We start from the raw sequence: 18,217 nt of genomic DNA on the forward strand, positions 1-18,217 counted from the left end.
GTCCCTCCCACCGTGCCCGCCGCCCCCGCCGAGCAGGTCGTCCGGCTCCTGCCCGGACCGGCCGCGCGGGCGCCGCGCCGCCGGGTGGCCCCCGTACGGTTCGGGCTCGCGGCCGCCGTGGCCAGCATCGCGGTCGGCGGGGTCGCCGCCGCGGCGGGCACCGGCCTGCTGGGCCGGGCCCTGCACACGAACGCGGGCCCCGCCCCGTCGGTCTCCGTCAGCAGCACCGGTACGCCCGACCCCACGGGCCGGGCCACCTCGCCGGTCCCCGCACCCAGTGGCCCGCAGCGGCCGCTGCGGGAGAGCCCGGAGGCCGGGACCACCGCCGGCGCGCACACGCCCGGCGGGCTCGGGGACGAAGGGACGGCCGGGTTCACCGGCGGGGGCGGCAACGAGCCCTCCGGGGACGGCACCGCCCGGGAACGCGACCCGAACCGCGAGCGGGAGAACCGCACCCGCGCCCTGGACCTGTGCAAGGACTACCGATCGGGCCGGATGGACGACGACCGCCGCGAGCGGCTGTCCAAGCTGGCCCGCAGCACCTCGGGGATCGCCCGGTTCTGCCAGACGGTCATGGACGGCGACGACCGGACCACCGGCCGCGAGGGCGCGGACGGCAGCTCCGACGGGAGCGGCGGGGGCAAGAAGGGCACCGGCAGCGGGATCCTCCAGGTGCCGACGCCGTCCCCGTCGTCGGTGCCGCTGCCGCGTGCCAACGGCGACCTCGACGCCCTGCGCACCACCCGCTGACCTGCCCGCACACCCCGCTGTAACACTTTTCGAGCGGCCGGCGCAGTACATAACGAGCCGACTGGTCATCGGCGGCGCATGAAGCCGGGGTTCCCCCCGTACCCCTGGGCTCTGCGCAACTGGCGCGGGCGGGGCACGTTCCCCCGGCCCTGCCCGCGCCACTCACGCACCGCCGCCGGTCACGGCCGGACGATCACCAGCAGGCCGTCACGATCAGGCCGCGCCGTCACGATCAGGCGCGGCGGTCACCCGCGGACGGTCACCAGTAGACGACGACCTTGTCGCCCACGTTCACCTGCTCGAACAGCGCGGCGAGCTTGCCCTTGTCACGGACGTTCACACAGCCGTGCGAGGCACCGTTGTAGCCGCGGGCCGCGAAGTCGGCCGAGTAGTGCACCGCCTGGCCGCCACTGAAGAACATCGCGTACGGCATCGGCGTGTGGTAGATCGTCGACGTCCACTCCTTGGCCTTCCAGCCGACGTTGAAGACGCCTTCGCGGGTCGGGGTGTTCTCCGAGCCGAAGCGCACGTCCATGGTGGAGATGACCTTGCCGTCGATCATCCACGCCAGGGTGCGGCTCTCCTTGCTGATGCACATCACCCGGCCCTGCATGCAGCGCGGGTCCGGAGCGTCGGCCTGGTTGACCGGGGCCGGCGGGTTCAGCTCCTTGTCGGAGGGCTTCTTGGTGACCTCCTGGATCTTCTTCCAGGTGGCCTGGTCCACCGCGCCGTGGGCCGGCAGCTGGTGCTTGTTCTGGAAGGCCTTGACCGCGGCGGTGGTCTTCGAGCCGTAGAAGCCGGTCGGGTCGGTCTTGAGCAGGTCGAGCTGCTTCAGGCGGGCCTGGAGCTCCCGGACCTGCTCGCTCTCGTCCCCGTTCGACATGATCGCCTTGACGCTGGGCGAGGGCGAGGCCGACGGGGAGGCGGAGGACGAGGCGGACGGCGAGGGCGAGGCGTCGCCGGGCTTGCCGTCCTGGGACGCGGAGGCCGACGGGTCGGGGGTGCTGCCCGCCGCGGACGCGGACGGGGACGGAGCGGTGGGACGCTTGGCGTCCGACGCGCCCGTCCCGCAGGCGGTCGCGGCGAGCGCGACGGCGGTGGCGACCCCGAGCGCCCGGACAACTCTCTGGCGGTGCATGTGGCGGTGCATCTCTTCCCCCCGAAATCTGCGTGTGTATCTAGACGATGCCTGGGTGGCGTGGATGGTTGCGCACGGTCCGGGGATGTTGCGCCATTGTGACCGGGGCCGTTTCGCGGGGACGGTTCTATCAGCACCGGGCCCGGTGACACTACGGAGGTCTTGGTCACATGCCACGTACCGAGAGCGGTCTGCCGTTCCAACCCGTCTACGGGCCCGAGGCCCTGACGGACTGGGACCCGGCGGTCAAACTGGGGCAACCCGGTTCCTACCCCTTCACCCGAGGCATCTACCCCACGATGTACACGGGCCGGCCGTGGACGATGCGGCAGTACGCCGGCTTCGGCACCGCCGCCGAGTCCAACGCCCGCTACCGGCAGCTCATCGCGGCCGGCACCACCGGCCTGTCGGTCGCCTTCGACCTGCCCACCCAGATGGGACACGACTCCGACGCGCCGCTGGCGCACGGCGAGGTCGGCAAGGTCGGGGTGGCCGTCGACTCCGTCGAGGACATGCACGTGCTGTTCGACGGCATCCCGCTCGACCAGGTCTCCACCTCGATGACCATCAACGCTCCGGCGGCGGTCCTGCTGCTGCTCTACCAGCTCGTCGCCGAGGAACAGGGCATCCCCGCCGACCGCCTGACGGGCACGGTCCAGAACGACGTGCTCAAGGAGTACATCGCCCGCGGCACCTACATCTTCCCGCCCGGCCCCTCGCTGCGGCTGGTCGCCGACACCTTCCGCTACTGCCGCACCGAGCTCCCGCGGTGGAACACCATCTCCATCTCCGGCTACCACATGGCCGAGGCCGGGGCCTCGCCCGCGCAGGAGGTCGCCTTCACCCTCGCCGACGGCATCGCGTACGTCCGTACGGCGATCGGCGCGGGCATGGCGGTCGACGAGTTCGCGCCCCGGCTGTCCTTCTTCTTCGTCTCCCGCACCACCCTGCTGGAGGAGGTCGCCAAGTTCCGTGCCGCCCGCCGGATCTGGGCCCGCGTCATGCGCGAGGAGTTCGGCGCCCGCGACCCGAAGTCGCTGATGCTGCGCTTCCACACCCAGACCGCCGGGGTCCAGCTGACGGCCCAGCAGCCGGAGGTCAACCTCGTCCGGGTGGCCGTCCAGGCTCTGGCCGCGGTGCTCGGCGGCACCCAGTCGCTGCACACCAACTCCTACGACGAGGCCATCGCCCTGCCCACCGACAAGGCGGCCCGGCTCGCGCTGCGCACCCAGCAGGTGCTGGCCTACGAGACGGACGTGCCGCACACCGTCGACCCGTTCGCCGGCTCCTACGCGGTGGAGTCGATGACGGACGAACTGGAGGAGGCCGCGCTCGCGCTGATGGCCCAGGTCGAGGCGTACGGCGGGGCGGTCGCCGCGATCGAGCGGGGCTTCCAGAAGGGCGAGATCGAGCGCAACGCCTACCGGATCGCCCAGGAGACCGACCGCGGCGAGCGGGTGGTGGTCGGCGTCAACCGGTTCGCGCTGCCGCAGGAGGAACCGTACGAGCCGCTGCGCGTCGATCCGGCCATCGAGGTCCGCCAGACCGCGCGGCTGGCCCGGCTGCGCGCGGAGCGGGACGCGGGCGCGGTCGAGGCCGCGCTCACGGAGCTGCGGATCGCGGCGGACGGGACCGAGAACGTGCTGCCGCCGATGAAGGAGGCGCTGCGGGCGCGGGCCACCGTGGGGGAGGTGTGCACCGCTCTGCGGGAGGTCTGGGGGACGTACGTCCCGGCCGATTCCAGCTGGTGAAACACGTTGGTCGACAGGAGCAAACCTATGTGACACTCCTGCGCATGCTGGGTGTGACCGATCTGCCGACCTACCTCGCCGCGCTGGCGCTGATCATTCTGCTGCCCGGCCCGAACTCGTTGTACGTACTCTCCGTGGCCTCCCGCCGCGGGGTGCGCGACGGGTACCGGGCCGCGTGCGGCGTGTTCACCGGGGACACGGTGCTGATGGCGCTGACCGCCCTGGGTGCGGGGGCGCTGCTCCAGGCCAGTCCCCTGGTGTTCGGCGCGGTCAAGGTGGCCGGGGCCGGCTACCTGGCCTGGATCGCGCTCGGGATGATGCGTACGGCCCGGGGCATGTGGCGCAGCCGTGACGCGGGGGCCCCGGCGGGCGCCGGTGCGGCGGTGGCCGGGGCCGTGGAGCGGGCCGGGGCGGAAGCGGCGGGCGCCGTGGCCGGCGCCGGTGGTGCGGGCGGGGCGAAGGCCGGGGCCGTGGAGCGGCCGTACCGGCGGGCGCTGGTGGTGAGCCTGCTCAACCCGAAGGCGATCCTGTTCCTGCTGTCCTTCTTCGTGCAGTTCGTCGACCCCGCCTACGCCTACCCGGCGCTGTCCTTCCTGCTGCTCGGCTCGCTGGCGCAGCTGTCCAGCTTCCTCTACCTGAGCACCCTGATCTTCAGCGGTGCCCGGCTGTCCGCCGCGTTCCGCCGCCGCAGGCGGCTGACGGCCGGCCTGTCCTCGGCGGCGGGCGTGCTCTTCCTCGGCTTCGCGGCGAAGCTCGCCACGAGCTGACCGGCCGACCGGCTGACCGGCCGACCGGCCGACCGGCGGCGCGGCCCGGCGGCTGCGGGGCCGGCCCGGCTCAGCGGCTGCGGGCCACCGCCCGGCGCAGCCGCCGCACCCGGCGTACGGCGCGGCGCAGTACCGGGCTGCCCGGCAGGAACGCGAGCTGGGCCGGGATGCCGCCGGGCAGCGCCAGCGAGGTCAGCCGCTTGCGGGTGACGTACCGCCAGGTCCGGGCGTCCAGGTGCGCGGCCAGGTACCGCTCGGCCTCCCTCCGGCGGGTGTGCAGCACCTGCGGCTGCATGGTGAAGCCGACCGCGGTGACCAGCCCGGCCACCTCCTGCCCGCCCCGGCCGGGCCCCGGCGGGGTCCAGCCGCGCACGGCGTCGGCGTCGGCGAGGTCCGGCAGCAGCGCGTCGACCAGGGCGAGGGGGATCCGGTTGCTGTTGGGGTACGGCGTGAGCCGGGCCAGCACGTCGGCGGTCCCGGTCCGGGCGACCGGCAGCCCGTACAGCGTGGCGGCGGTCAGCAACCCGGTCGAGAAGCAGCCGACGACCAGGGCCGGCCGCAGCCGCCGGTAGAGCACCTCGGCCAGGCCCGGACCGGCGGCGACGGTGAGGCGGACGCCGAGCGCCTCCGCCTCGGCCGCCGCCCGGTCCCACGAGCAGACCGGCGCGGTGGGGTGCGGCTTGAAGACGATCTCGCGGTGGCCGAGCGCGTGCGCGCCGCGCACCATCGCGGCGTGCAGCTCCTGCTCCTCCGCGACGGAGAGCAGGTCGAGCGCGGAGAGGTACTGGCCGAGCAGCAGCGCGGGCCCGCGGCCGGTGCACGCGGCCCGTTCGGCCGCCGCGGTGACCTCGGCGGGCAGCTCGGCGTCGTCGGCGAGCTCGTCGAGCACCTTGCGGAAGGCGGCGTCGGGCACCCGTTCGGCCGGCACCCCGAACTCGGTGAGCAGCAGCGGTTCCAGTCCGGGCACGAGGTCGAGGTGGAGCACCCGCCGGATGCGCATGCCGATCTGCGGGTCGAGCTTGAACCGGGTGGGGCCGTAGCTCATCAGGCCGTCGGCGTAGACCTCGACGGCGGCGCCGGGGAAGAGCTGGCACAGCGCCTGGGCGGGGGAGACCTGGATGGACTCGACGACCAGGTCGATCCGGTCCTCGCCCAGCCCCCACACCGACCGCAGCTGCCGCTCCCACAGCGGTACGTCGTCGGGGCGGGGGGCCCAGGCGCTGGGGTGGAACGGCGCGACGGTCCCGTTCCAGTCGATCACCTGGTCGAAGCGGGTGCGCAGGGCGGCGAAGCCGGGCATGTCGGTGACCCCGGGGGTCACCTCCGGGACGGCCGCGTTGTTGCTGGTGAGCAGGATCCGGCGGGCGGCCGGCGGGAAGGCGCCGCAGTCCAGGGCCGCGGCGAGGGTGGCCACGCCGTAGAGGGTGGAGGCCAGGAAGATCTGGGTGGTCCGCGGGGGGTGCGTGCTCATCGGGCGGCCGCTCCCGTCACGGCGCGGCGGCGCAGCCGGCGCAGCAGGGCGGAACGTTCCCCGTCCATCGCGTCCAGAACGTCGTCCAGGACCTGCTGCGGCATTCTCCGGAGGGCGTCGGCGCTCGTCGAACGGAGTTTCTTGGCCACGGCCGGTTCGAACCTTTCGATGGATCCGTTATGGTGCGCGATAATCGCACAATATGTGCGAACGGCTTTCGGGAGGAGTCGTTCGGCTTCTCGATCAAGAGCTGTTTCGGCCAAAACTTGATCGAATGCGCGAATGAAATCGAGCTGCCGCTCGTCGCCGATCTGGGTCAATGAGGTGGAAACGCCGCGACGGTAGAAGATTCCGGGCATCCCGACCGCCGCGAACGAGCGCGCCCGGCGGTGCAGCCGCCAGATCCACGGCCGGTCCTCGGCCGTGCGCAGACCGTCCGTGAAGTGCAGCAGCCCCGCGTCGAGCAGCCGCCGGTGGTACATCCCGGCCCAGGCGTACGGATAGTCCACCGAGGACGACCGGTCCGCCGGCAGGATCGCCGTGCGCGGATCGGCCACCACGTGCTGCGGGCCGTACGGGATGCGCTGCACACTGCGCGTGCGGCCCGCCGTACGGACATGGTCGGTGCGGACGAAATCGCAGCTCAGCGCCTCGATCGCGGCCAGGGTGCGGGCCAGGTGGCCCGGCGCCAGCCAGTCGTCGCCGTCCAGGAAGGCCACGTACCTCCCGCCGGCCGCGTCCAGGCCGGTGTTGCGCGCCGTGGCCAGGCCGCCGTTGGTCCCCCGTCTGAGCACCCGGGCCCCCGGCAGGGTCCTCGCCGCGCGCTCCAGGAGCTCCGGGGTCCCGTCCGTCGAGCAGTCGTCGACGAGCAGGAACTCGAAGTCGTCCCGGGCGTTGAGCGCGAGGCTTTTCAGGGCATCGGGTGCGTATGTCTGCACGTTGTAGAACGGCACGACGACGGAGAGCGTGAGCACCCGCCGAGATTATTGCGGCATACGGCATTCACCGTGGACCGCATGCGGAATGTAAATGAACGACAGGCGGCAGGCATGTTAACCGGCCTGGATTCGCAATTCGTCGACGGGCTGTTCACCCGCTGTTGAGCACTCGTTGGGACGATCACCGGAATTCCGGCATAGCTTCTGGCCCGTGCCAGTAGCGAAGCGGGTCGCAGTGCTCGCCGATTCCGATACGCGATGGAAATGGGGCGCGCTCACCGCGCGCCGCCTCGCGCCCGAACAGAATCCCACCGGTTATCTGCTGCGGGGCCGTGCCACCCCCACCGCGCGCCAGCTCGGCGAGGTGGGGGTCGAGGCCGCCCGGCTGACCGAGGTGACCTGCGCGGAGTTCCTCGCCGAGATCGAGCGCGAGGCGTACGACGTGGTCGTCCTCGCCCTCGTCGGCGGCGCCGTGCAGGCCGTCCTGCACGGCGTGCGCGCCCTGTGGCCCGAGCCGGCCGCGCGCCCGGTGTTCGTCACCGGCTACGTGGGCGTCGTCTACGAGAAGCTCGCCGACGGCCTGCTCCTGCGGCACGGCGCCGACGTGGTCCTGGCCAACTCCCGGGCCGACGCCCACCGCTTCCGCGGCGTGTACGAAGGGGTCGGCGCCGACGCCTCGGCCGTCACCGAGACCGCGCTGCCGTTCCTCGACGGTGCCCCGTACGAGCCCGCCGGGCTGCGGGCGCACACCGTGGTGTTCGCCGTCCAGCCGTCCGTGCCGGAGAACAAGGCCGACCGCGGCTACCTGCTCGGCCGCGCCGTCCAGCACGCCCGGCTGCACCCCGAGCGCGAGGTCCTGGTCAAGCTGCGCAGCAGGCCCGGGGAGCACACCACGCACCTGGAGGAGCTGCCCTACCAGAAGCTCGCCGAGAAGCTCCCCGGCGGCCTCCCGCCCAACTGCCGGCTCGCCTACGGGAACATGGGCGAGGTCCTGGACCGCACCGACCTGCTGGTCACCGTCTCCTCCACGGCCGCGCTGGAGTCCTTGCACCGGGGCATCCCCACCGCCGTCCTGACCGACCTCGGCATCCGCGAGGCGCTCGGCAACCACCACTTCCTCGGCTCCGGCTGCCTGGCCTCCTGGGACGAGATCGACGCCGGCGCCCTGCCCGAGGCAGACCCCGCCTGGCTCGCCGCCCAGGGCGTCGGCGCCGGCGAGGAGGCCTTCGAGGCGGCCCGGGCCCGGGTGGACGCCCTGTGCGCCCGCGCCGCGCTGCCGCCCGTCGCCCCGTACTACACGGCCACCACCGCCCCCGGATACCTGCCCGGCATCCTGGCCCGCCACCACCTCGCCCCCGACGGCACCCCGATGCCCGGAGCGCTGCGCCGCCCGGCCGGCGAGGAGTCGTGGCTGCGCCGCTACCTGCGCGCCCACCTGCGCGAGGCCGCGCGCGGCGCCTACCGGCACGGCGTCCAGCGGGTCGCCCCCGTGATCCGACGGCTGGGGGAGCTGTGACCTCCGCGGCCCCCCGCCGGGTCCTCGCCGTCATCCCCGCCCGCGGCGGCTCCAAGGGCGTCCCGGCCAAGAACCTCGCCGAGGTGGGCGGCGTACCACTGGTCACCCGCGCGGTGCGGGCCTGCCTGGCCGCGCCCACCGTGACCGACGTCGTCGTCTCCACCGACTCCCCGGCCATCGCCGGGACCGCCCGCGCCGCCGGCGCCGCCGTGGTGCCCCGGCCGGCCGCCCTCTCCGGCGACACCGCGAGCAGCGAATCGGCCCTGCTGCACGCCCTCGACGCCTTCGAGGAACTGCACGACACCGAGGTCCACGTGCTGCTGCTGGTCCAGTGCACCAGCCCCTTCCTGGAGCCGGCCGACGTCGAGGCGGTCGCCGCCGCCGTCGCCACCGGCGCGGCCGACTCGGCCCTGACCGTGGCCCCGTTCCACGGCTTCCTGTGGCGCCGCGAGGACACCCCCGAGGGCTTCGGCCACGGCGTCAACCACGACCGGGCCACCCGCCCGCGGCGGCAGGACCGCCCGCTGGACCTGCTGGAGACCGGCGCCGCCTACGCCATGGACGTGCCGGGCTTCCGCACCGCACGCCACCGGTTCTTCGGCCGCACCCTGCCCGTGCCCACCGACCCCGCCCGCGTGCTGGAGATCGACGACCCGCACGACCTGGCGCGCGCCCGGGCGCTCGCGCCCCTCCTCGACCCGCCCCACCCCACCCCTCTGCCCGCACCGTCCGCACCCTGCGTACCCACCGAAGGACACCGCTCATGAACGCCCGCCAGAGGAACCTCGGCCCCCGCACCCTCGGCCCCGGCCGGCCCGTCTACGTGGTCGGCGAGATCGGCATCAACCACAACGGCGACCTCGACACCGCCTTCGCCCTCATCGACGCCGCCGCCGACGCCGGCTGCGACGCGGTGAAGTTCCAGAAGCGCACCCCCGAGGTCTGCACCCCGCGCGACCAGTGGGACCTGGAGCGCGACACCCCCTGGGGCCGGATGAAGTACATCGACTACCGCCACCGCGTCGAGTTCGGCGAGGACGAGTACCGCGCCGTCGACGAGCGCTGCAAGGACCGCGGGATCTCCTGGTTCGCCTCCCCGTGGGACGTCGAGTCCGTCGCCTTCCTGGAGAAGTTCGACGTACCGGCCCACAAGGTGGCCTCCGCCTCCCTCACCGACGACGAGCTGCTGCGCGCCCTGCGCGCCACCGGCCGCACGGTCGTGCTGTCCACCGGCATGTCCACGCCGCGCCAGATCCGGCACGCCGTCGAGGTCCTGGGCAGCGAGAACATCGTGCTCTGCCACGCCACCTCCACCTACCCGGCCAAGGCCGAGGAGCTCAACCTGCGCGTGATCAACACGCTCATGGAGGAGTACCCGAACGTCCCGATCGGCTACAGCGGCCACGAGACCGGCCTGCAGACCACCCTCGCCGCCGTCGCCCTCGGCGCCTCCTTCGTCGAGCGCCACATCACCCTCGACCGCGCCATGTGGGGCTCCGACCAGGCCGCCTCCGTCGAGCCCGGCGGCCTGACCCGCCTGGTCCGCGACATCCGCACCATCGAGACCGCCCTCGGCGACGGCGTCAAGCGCGTCTACGCGTCCGAGCTCGGCCCCCTGCGCAAGCTCCGCCGCGTCCAGGGCGAACTCGCCGGAGAGCTCGCCGCGGTCTGACCGGCTCCACCCGCTCGCACCCCGCCGAACAGGAGCCACGCCGTGACCCCTCCTGCCTCCACCCTCGCCTTCGTCGAGAGCCCGGTCCAGTTGCTGAACGTGCTGGAGTGGGCCCACGCGGAGCACCCGGCCGCCGCAGCAGTTCCCGCCGCCCCGTCCGCCCCGTCCGCCGCGTCCGCCGCGTCCGCCGCGTCCGCCGCGTCCGCCGCGGCGGACGCGGCCGCGGCCGGTGACGGGCCGCCCGTGCTGGACGCCATGCCCAGCCAGCCGACCCGGCGGCCCGCCGGGCCGCCGCCCCCACCCCGGGCCGGCGGGGGCGGGCACCCGGTGCAGATCGTCGTCCTGCCGCCCACCGACCCGATGTCCCGCGGGCAGCTTCGCCGCGTGGCCACGCTGGCGCGCGACGAGGGACACCGGGTGCGGTGGCAGGAGGCCCGCGGCGGCGCCCTCGCGCCGTTCAAGGCGCTGGCCGCCCTCTGCGGGGACGTGCGCCGGGCGGACCGGATCGTCGTGGGCGACCCGTTCTCCCGGTTCGTGCAGCTGCTGCTCGCCCCGGCCCGGGCCAAGGAGCTGGTGGTCGTCGACGACGGCACCGCCACCATGGAGTTCGTCGCCCAGCTCGGCCGGGGCGAGCGGCTGCGCCGCTGGCACCGCACCGGCGGCGGGCCCCTGGGCCGGGCGCGCGAGCTGGCGTACGCGCCGGTGTCCGCCACCGCCCGGCGCCGGCTGCGCCACGTCGAGCTGTTCACCTCGATGCCGGTCACCCCGCTGGACGGGATGCGGCTGCGGGTCAACGACTTCGGCTGGACCCGGGCCCGGTTCGGGCCGCCCCGGCTGACCCGGGGCACCGACCTGGTCGGCACCTCGCTGGTGGAGACCGGGGTGGTCGACCCGGCCCGCTACCAGGAAGCCGTACGGGCGCTGGCCGCCGAGCACGGGGCCACCCGCTACTTCGCGCACCGCCGGGAGTCCGCCGACAAGCTGCGCGCGCTGAGCGAGGCGACCGGGCTGGAGATCGTCCGGCCCGACCTGCCGCTGGAGCTGATCGCCCGGCGCGGTCCCGTGGGTCGTACGATCGTCAGCTTTCCGTCCACGGTCGTCCACACGCTGCCGTACGCGCTCTGCGGCACCGGTGTGACCGTCGCCGTGGTGGACGTGGACCCGGCCTGGCTCACCGGTCGGGCCTCGCCGCGGGCCCGCAGCTTCCTGGCCGGGGTCACCGAGACCGCCCGTGATGTGCACGGACTCCCGGCGGCGACCGCTTCGGCGGCCGGATGAGCGGCGGAGTTTACCCCTCGCGACCGGAGGCCATGCACCCGGAGGACGGTTTTTTCTCCCCGAACGGGTAGAAGATTTGCTGATCTCCAGCCAGTTGACCTAGTGGTGCGCCTACTCTTCAACGGGTGAACCAGTTGATGTCCCGCGAGTCCCAGACCGCCCTGCCCGGAAAGCCCGCTCAGCCCGAGCTGCCCGGCAAGCTCCCGGAGAATCTGCGTTCTGAACTGATCGCGTTCCGCCGGGACTTGCACATGCATCCCGAGCTCGGCCACCAGGAGTTCCGCACGACCGCCGCCATCAAGGCGAGGCTGGAAAAAGCCGGCCTGCGACCACGCGTGCTGAAGTCCGGGACCGGCCTGATCTGTGATGTGGGCACCTGGGACGGGGTACGGCCGATGCTGGCCCTGCGCGCGGACATCGACGCCCTGCCCATTCCCGATGCCAAGACCCACGTCCCGTACCGCTCCACCTTCCCGGACCGGGCGCACGCCTGCGGCCACGACGTGCACACCACCACCGTGCTCGGCGCCGGTCTGGTGCTGGCCCAGCTGGAGCGCCAGGGGCTGCTGCCGCGGCCGGTGCGGCTGCTGTTCCAGCCCGCGGAGGAGGTGCTGCCGGGCGGGGCCACCGAGGCCATCGACTCCGGCGTGCTCGACGGGGTCGGGCAGATCATCGCCGTGCACTGCGACCCCCGGGTGGACGCCGGCAAGATCGGCCTGCGGCCGGGCCCGATCACCTCGGCCTGCGACCGGCTGGAGGTCACCCTCTCCGGCGCCGGCGGGCACACCGCCCGCCCGCACCTGACCACCGACCTGGTCACCGCCGCGGCCCGGGTGGCCGTGGACGTGCCCGCGCTGCTGGCCCGCCGGATGGACGCCCGCTCGGGCATGTCGATCACCTGGGGCCGGATCGAGGCCGGGCACGCCTGCAACGTGATCCCCATGCATGCCGAGCTGTCCGGGACCGTGCGCTGCCTGGACCTCAACGCCTGGCACGAGGCCCCTGACCAGGTCTATGCGGCCATCGACGAGATCGCTACGATGCACGGGGCCAAGTTCGAGATCAACCACGTGCGCGGGGTGCCGCCGGTCGTCAACGACCCGGTGGTCACCGAGCTGCTGCGCGAGTCGATGACCGCCCGGCGCGGCCCGGAGTCCGTCGAGGACACCGAGCAGAGCCTGGGCGGCGAGGACTTCTCGTGGTACCTGGAGCACGTGCCGGGCGCGATGGCCCGGCTCGGCGTCCGTACGCCGGGGGACACCGCCAAGCGGGACCTGCACCGCGGGGACTTCGACGTGGACGAGTCCGCGATCGCGGTCGGCGTGGAATTCTTCACCGCCGCGGCCCTGCTCGACGGGCGTCGCGCGAGGCCGCTGGGCTGAGCGGAGCAGATCTCCGTACACCATCGGCGTGTCCGCCGGCGGGAGCGTCCGGCCCTTGATACACAAGGGCTGGGCGCCTGGCGAGTTACCGAGTGGTCACTGTCCGGTTCGCGACGATCCGATAACGACTCATGAACGGGCCTTTAACTGACATCTACGCGCGTTACGATCGCCGCGAAACCAGCGCCGGTCAGTGGCGCTTCGGTCAGGTTTTGAAGGAGCCTCCCCTTGCGCCGGATCACCAGGATCGCAACCGTGGGCGTCGCGTCCGCGGCCCTCGCCCTCACCGCCACCGCGTGTGGCGGCAAGAAGTCCTCCGACTCGTCCTCGTCGTCCTCCTCTTCGGAGAAGTCCGCGGCCATCGCCTACGACATCGGCGGCCGTGGTGACCAGTCCTTCAACGACGCCGCGTTCGCGGGTCTGGAGAAGGCCGAGAAGGACCTGAAGATCAAGGGCGCGGAGGCCGAGCCCACCGAGGGTGAGAGCGAGGCGGACAAGGTCCAGCGCCTCACCGAGCTCGCGCGCAAGGGCAACAACCCGGTCATCGGCGTCGGCTTCGCCTACGCCCCGGCCATCAAGAAGGTCGCCGAGAAGTTCCCGAAGACCACCTTCGGCCTGATCGACGACACCTCGGTGACCGGTCCGAACATCGCGAACCTGGTCTTCAACGAGGAGCAGGGCTCCTACCTGGCCGGCGTCGCCGCCGCCAAGGCCTCCAAGACCGGCACGGTCGGCTTCATCGGCGGTGTCGAGGTTCCGCTGATCAAGAAGTTCCAGGCGGGCTTCGAGCAGGGCGTCAAGGACACCAACCCCAACGCCAAGGTGCTGTCGGCCTACCTGACCCAGCCGCCGGACTTCACCGGTTTCGCCAAGCCCGACCTCGGCAAGGCCGCCGCCAAGGGCCAGCTCGACGCCGGTGCCGACGTCGTCTACGCCGCCGCCGGTCTCGCCGGCTCGGGTGCCATCGAGGCCACCGCCAACGCCGGCAAGTGGGCCATCGGTGTCGACTCCGACCAGTACAACCAGGCGGGCCTGGCCAAGTACAAGGACAAGATCCTGACCTCGGTCACCAAGGACGTCCAGAGCGCGGTCTACAACCTGATCAAGTCGGTCGAGGACGGCAAGCCGCAGACCGGTGAGATCCGTTACGGCCTGGACAAGAACGGTGTCGGCCTGGCCGACTCCAACCCCGAGTACAAGAAGATGGCCGAGCTGATCGCGGCCGTCGAGAAGGCCAAGGCCGACATCATCGCCAAGAAGATCACCGTCAAGACCGCCCCGTAAGGGACGGCCCGACGGGCGGACGACACGGGGGGTCCGGGGGCGGCGGCTCAAGCCGCTCCCGGACCCCGCGCCACGTTCGTCGGCCTGCTGGCCGATCTTGTGGCTGCAAGATGGCCACAACTTTTCACTTTCGACAGTGCTACGCGCGTAGAGGTCTCGTGGACGCGATACCGTCGCCCCCCGCCCTGTCCCCCCTGCCTCCAGCTCCTTCGCGCCAAGGAGAGTGCGTCATCACCGCGTCCAGCCCCCCCGCCGTTGAACTGCACGGCATCACCAAGCGTTTCCCCGGCGTCGTCGCCAACAAGGACATCGCCATCACCGTCCGCAAGGGCACGGTCCATGCCCTCATCGGTGAGAACGGTGCCGGCAAGTCGACCCTGATGAAGATCCTCTACGGCATGCAGAAGCCGGACGAGGGCACCATCGCCATCGACGGGGAGCAGGTCTCCTTCACCAACCCGGGCGACGCCATCGCCCGGGGCATCGGCATGGTCCACCAGCACTTCATGCTGGCCGACAACCTCACCGTCCTGGAGAACGTCGTCCTCGGCGGCGAGAAGCTCTACGGCATCGGTGCCAAGGCCCGCAAGAAGATCCTGGAGATCTCGGACGCGTACGGCCTCGGGGTGCGCCCCGACGCCCTCGTGGAGGACCTCGGCGTCGCCGACCGCCAGCGCGTGGAGATCCTCAAGGTCCTCTACCGCGGCGCCCGCACGCTGATCCTCGACGAGCCGACCGCGGTGCTCGTGCCGCAGGAGGTCGACGCGCTGTTCGACAACCTGCGCGAGCTCAAGGCCGAGGGCCTGACCGTCATCTTCATCTCGCACAAGCTGGGCGAGGTGCTGAAGGTCGCCGACGACATCACCGTCATCCGCCGCGGCACCACGGTCGGCACCGCCGACCCGAAGACCGCCACGACCAAGCAGCTCGCCGAGCTGATGGTCGGCAGCGAGCTGCCCACGCCCGAGACGCGCGAGTCGACCGTGACGGACGTGGCGATGCTCAAGGTCGAGGGCGTCACCCTGGCCGAGGCCGGCGGCATCCCGCAGCAGCTGCCGGCGAACCCGGCCGCCCCGGAGGACGACACCTACCTCCACGAGCCCGCCGCCGTCGCCGGCCGGCTGCTGCTGGACGACATCGACCTCACCATCCACAAGGGCGAGATCCTCGGTATCGCCGGCGTCGAGGGCAACGGGCAGACCGAGCTCATCGAGGTCCTGATGGGCATGCTCTCCCCGGACACCGGCACGGTCACGCTGGACGGCAAGGACATCACCAAGCTGCCGGTGCGCAAGCGCCGCGAGGGCGGCATCGGGTACATCCCCGAGGACCGCCACCGCCACGGCCTGCTGCTGGAGTCCCCGCTGTGGGAGAACCGCATCCTCGGCCACGTCACCGAGGCGCCCAACTCCAAGCGCGGCATCCTCGACCCGAAGGCGGCCCGCAAGGACACCGAGCGGATCGTGCGCGAGTACGACGTGCGCACGCCCGGCATCGACGTCACGGCGGCCTCGCTGTCCGGCGGCAACCAGCAGAAGCTGATCGTCGGCCGCGAGATGAGCCACCACCCGAAGTTCCTGATCGCCGCCCACCCCACCCGTGGTGTGGACGTCGGCGCGCAGGCGCAGATCTGGGACGCGATCCGCGAGGCCCGGCGCGAGGGCCTGGCCGTGCTGCTGATCTCCGCCGACCTGGACGAGCTCATCGGCCTGTCCGACACCCTCCGGGTCATCTACCGCGGCCGCCTGGTCGCGGACGCCGACCCGGCGACGATCACGCCCGAGGAGCTCGGCACCGCCATGACGGGCGCCGCGACCGGGCACCTGGAAGCAACCGACGACCACTCCGCCGCTGCCGACGGTGACACGACGGAGGACGAGGCCCGATGAAGAAATTCGACAAGGACCGGCTGCTGATCGCAGCCGCCGGACCGGTGCTCGCGCTGGTCAGCGCCTTCGTGCTGACCATGATCGTGCTGGCCGCCTCGGGCGTGGACCCGATCGACCCGCTGCGGATCATGATCGAGCAGGCCGGTTACGAGGACATCCAGGTCCTGATCGTCAACCAGGCCGGCATCTACTTCCTGGCAGCCCTGGCCGTCGCCATCGGCTTCCGGATGAACCTCTTCAACATCGGCGTCGACGGCCAGTACCGCCTCGCGGCGATGGTCTCCGCGGTGGTCGGTGCCTCGGTCTCGCTGCCCGGCCCGCTGCACATCCTGCTGATCGTGCTCGTCGCCATGGCCACCGGCGCCTTCTGGTCCGGCATCGCCGGCCTGCTCAAGGCCCGTCGCGGCGTGAGCGAGGTCGTCTCGACGATCATGCTCAACGCGATCGCCACCTCCCTGATCGCCTGGCTGATCCTGCCGAAGAACCTCGGCGTCCAGCCTCCCGGCTCCAACGACCTGACCAGCGGTGACATCCCGGAGTCCGGCTGGTTCCCGGCGCTCACCCTGCCCGGCGGCGACATCTACGGCTTCACGATCGTGGCCTTCGCCCTCGGCGTCGTCTACTGGTTCGTGCTCAACCGCACCCGGTTCGGCTTCGACCTGCGCGCCTCCGGCGCCAGCGAGTCCGCGGCGCAGGCCTCCGGCGTCGAGCCCAAGAAGATGATCATGACGGCCATGCTCATCTCGGGCGCCGTCGCCGGCCTGACGGGCATGCCGCTGCTGCTCGGCGAGTCGCACACGTACAACCTGTCCTTCCCCCTGGGCATCGGCTTCACCGGCATCACCGTGGCCCTGCTCGGCCGCAACAACCCGGTCGGCCTGGTCTTCGCGGCGTTCCTGCTCGCCTTCATCAAGCAGACCTCGGCCGGCCTGGACACCGCCGGCTACGCCCAGGAGATCGGCACGATCATGCAGGGCCTGATCGTGGTCGCCGTCGTCGTCAGCTACGAGCTGGTCCGCCGCTACGGCATCCGCCGCCAGCAGCAGAAGGTCGGCGAGGAGCTGGCCGCCGGTCACGCCATCACGACCGAGAAGGAGGTCGCGGCGTGAGCACCAGCACCGTTTCCGCGACGAAGTCCGCGCCCCAGGGCAGCGGCCGCCGCAAGCTCACCCTGCCCTGGATCCTGCTGATCATCGCGGGCGGCCTCGCGCTGCTCTCGCTGGTCCGGGTCATCTCCGGGGCCAACGACCTGACCTCCATCGGCCAGGTCTCCGGCGCCCTCCAGCTCGCCGTTCCCATCGGTCTCGCCGGCCTCGGCGGCCTGTGGGCCGAGCGCGCGGGCGTGGTCAACATCGGCCTCGAAGGCATGATGATCCTCGGCACCTGGTTCGGTGCCTGGGCCGGCTACCAGTGGGGTCCGTGGACCGGTGTCGTCATGGGCATCGTCGGCGGCGCCCTCGGCGGCCTGCTGCACGCGATCATCACCGTCACGTTCAACGTGAACCACATCGTCTCCGGTGTGGCGGTCAACATCCTGGCCCTCGGCTTCACCCAGTACCTGTCGAACTTCACCTTCGACAAGGCCCCGGGCGGCTCCTCCAAGCAGTCCCCGCGCATCGACCCGCTGACCGAGATCACCGTTCCCGGCCTCTCGGACTGGCTGGCCACGCTCCAGGCCAAGCACTGGTTCCTGGTCTCCGACCTCGCCGGTGTGCTCGGCGGACTGGTCACCAACCTCTCGCTGCTGACCGTCGTCGCCGTCCTGCTGGTCCCGGCGACCTGGTGGGTGCTGTGGCGGACCGCCTTCGGTCTGCGCCTGCGCTCCTGCGGTGAGAACCCCGTCGCCGCCGAGTCCCTCGGCGTCAACGTCTACAAGTACAAGTACATCGCCGTGGTCGTCTCCGGCGCGATGGCCGGTCTCGGCGGCGCGTTCCTGGCGATCGTCTCCACCGGCATCTACCAGGAGGGCCAGACCGGCGGCCGCGGCTACATCGGTCTCGCCGCGATGATCTTCGGTAACTGGATGCCGGGCGGCATGGCCCTCGGCTCGGGCCTGTTCGGCTTCACCTACAGCCTCCGGCTGCGCGGTGGCGCCGAGAACGTCCACGCGATGCTCCTGCTGATCGCGATCCTGCTCGTGCTCGTCCTGGTCTGGCAGCTGTACAAGAAGAAGTACGTCCAGGCCGCGGTCGCGGGCGTCTTCGCGGCGGCCCTGTTCGTCTGGTACGCCCTGACGGACTCGGTCCCGAGCCAGTTCGTGGACGCCGCCCCGTACCTCACCACCCTGCTGGTGCTGGCCCTGTCGGCACAGCGCCTGAGGATGCCCAAGGCGGACGGACTGCCGTACCGCAAGGGACAGGGCAAGTGACGTCCGAGCAGGG

The 18,217-nt window shown here is 72.1% G+C and carries 13 protein-coding genes and 2 pseudogenes; 12 read left to right on the plus strand and 3 right to left on the minus strand.

Annotated elements, in window-relative coordinates; translation table 11 throughout:
* A pseudogene (locus EF918_RS01815) lies at positions 1 to 750 on the plus strand (hypothetical protein); the annotation flags it as partial.
* Positions 751 to 1,009: 259 nt separating this feature from the next.
* On the opposite strand, the gene EF918_RS01820 reads toward EF918_RS01815, so the two are convergent.
* Positions 1,010 to 1,888 (minus strand): L,D-transpeptidase family protein, encoded by an 879-nt coding sequence (locus EF918_RS01820; protein WP_125639464.1) that lies wholly within the window; start codon positions 1,886 to 1,888, stop codon positions 1,010 to 1,012.
* A 170-nt stretch (positions 1,889 to 2,058) separates the two neighbouring features.
* Here EF918_RS01820 and EF918_RS01825 point away from each other — a divergent pair, with 170 nt between their 5' ends.
* Entirely contained in the window at positions 2,059 to 3,639 is a 1,581-nt protein-coding gene (locus EF918_RS01825; protein WP_125639467.1) for a methylmalonyl-CoA mutase, read from the plus strand.
* A gap of 44 nt (positions 3,640 to 3,683) precedes the next feature.
* Positions 3,684 to 4,406 carry a leucine efflux protein LeuE gene (gene leuE, locus EF918_RS01830; RefSeq protein ID WP_125639470.1) on the plus strand — a complete coding sequence of 241 codons (723 nt, stop codon included), beginning with the start codon at positions 3,684 to 3,686 and terminating at the stop codon, positions 4,404 to 4,406.
* A 70-nt stretch (positions 4,407 to 4,476) separates the two neighbouring features.
* Here leuE and EF918_RS01835 read toward each other — a convergent pair whose 3' ends face one another.
* Together EF918_RS01835 and EF918_RS01840 are read right to left on the minus strand one after the other, a co-directional pair.
* A complete protein-coding gene (locus EF918_RS01835; RefSeq protein WP_125639473.1) occupies positions 4,477 to 5,877 on the minus strand; it encodes a polysialyltransferase family glycosyltransferase in 1,401 nt (466 codons plus the stop codon).
* A complete protein-coding gene (locus EF918_RS01840; protein ID WP_125639477.1) occupies positions 5,874 to 6,851 on the minus strand; it encodes a glycosyltransferase family 2 protein in 978 nt (325 codons plus the stop codon). Before EF918_RS01840 ends, EF918_RS01835 begins: the two co-directional genes overlap by 4 nt.
* Before the next feature lie 175 nt (positions 6,852 to 7,026).
* Here EF918_RS01840 and EF918_RS37895 point away from each other — a divergent pair, with 175 nt between their 5' ends.
* From EF918_RS37895 to EF918_RS37905, 9 genes and pseudogenes are all read left to right on the plus strand, one after another.
* A complete protein-coding gene (locus tag EF918_RS37895) occupies positions 7,027 to 8,331 on the plus strand; it encodes a DUF6716 putative glycosyltransferase (RefSeq protein ID WP_260609698.1) in 1,305 nt (434 codons plus the stop codon).
* Positions 8,328 to 9,029, plus strand: a pseudogene (locus EF918_RS37900) (NTP transferase domain-containing protein); the annotation flags it as partial. The gene EF918_RS37895 and the pseudogene EF918_RS37900, both read left to right, overlap by 4 nt.
* Before the next feature lie 65 nt (positions 9,030 to 9,094).
* Positions 9,095 to 10,003, plus strand: coding sequence for an N-acetylneuraminate synthase family protein (locus EF918_RS01850; protein ID WP_125639480.1), 909 nt, complete (start codon positions 9,095 to 9,097; stop codon positions 10,001 to 10,003).
* Positions 10,004 to 10,045: 42 nt separating this feature from the next.
* Positions 10,046 to 11,281: a hypothetical protein gene (locus EF918_RS01855; RefSeq protein ID WP_125639483.1), complete on the plus strand. Its 1,236-nt coding sequence runs from the start codon at positions 10,046 to 10,048 to the stop codon at positions 11,279 to 11,281.
* Between the two features lie 137 nt (positions 11,282 to 11,418).
* Positions 11,419 to 12,663 carry an amidohydrolase gene (locus EF918_RS01860; RefSeq protein WP_125639581.1) on the plus strand — a complete coding sequence of 415 codons (1,245 nt, stop codon included), beginning with the start codon at positions 11,419 to 11,421 and terminating at the stop codon, positions 12,661 to 12,663.
* Between the two features lie 228 nt (positions 12,664 to 12,891).
* On the plus strand, positions 12,892 to 13,947 hold the full coding sequence (locus EF918_RS01865; protein ID WP_125639486.1) for a BMP family protein: 1,056 nt from the start codon (positions 12,892 to 12,894) through the stop codon (positions 13,945 to 13,947).
* Between the two features lie 110 nt (positions 13,948 to 14,057).
* Positions 14,058 to 15,836 (plus strand): ABC transporter ATP-binding protein, encoded by a 1,779-nt coding sequence (locus tag EF918_RS01875; RefSeq protein WP_260609699.1) that lies wholly within the window; start codon positions 14,058 to 14,060, stop codon positions 15,834 to 15,836.
* Complete coding sequence (locus EF918_RS01880) at positions 15,833 to 16,945, plus strand: ABC transporter permease (protein WP_125639489.1); 1,113 nt, start codon at positions 15,833 to 15,835, stop codon at positions 16,943 to 16,945. Before EF918_RS01875 ends, EF918_RS01880 begins: the two co-directional genes overlap by 4 nt.
* Positions 16,942 to 18,204, plus strand: a complete 1,263-nt coding sequence (locus EF918_RS37905) for an ABC transporter permease (RefSeq protein ID WP_125639492.1) — start codon at positions 16,942 to 16,944, stop codon at positions 18,202 to 18,204. The genes EF918_RS01880 and EF918_RS37905 overlap by 4 nt, the downstream gene beginning before the upstream one ends.
* Positions 18,205 to 18,217 lie beyond the last annotated feature (13 nt).

Origin of the sequence: Streptomyces sp. WAC06614 (assembly GCF_003949795.1) — a bacterium.
Classification (GTDB): domain Bacteria; phylum Actinomycetota; class Actinomycetes; order Streptomycetales; family Streptomycetaceae; genus Streptomyces.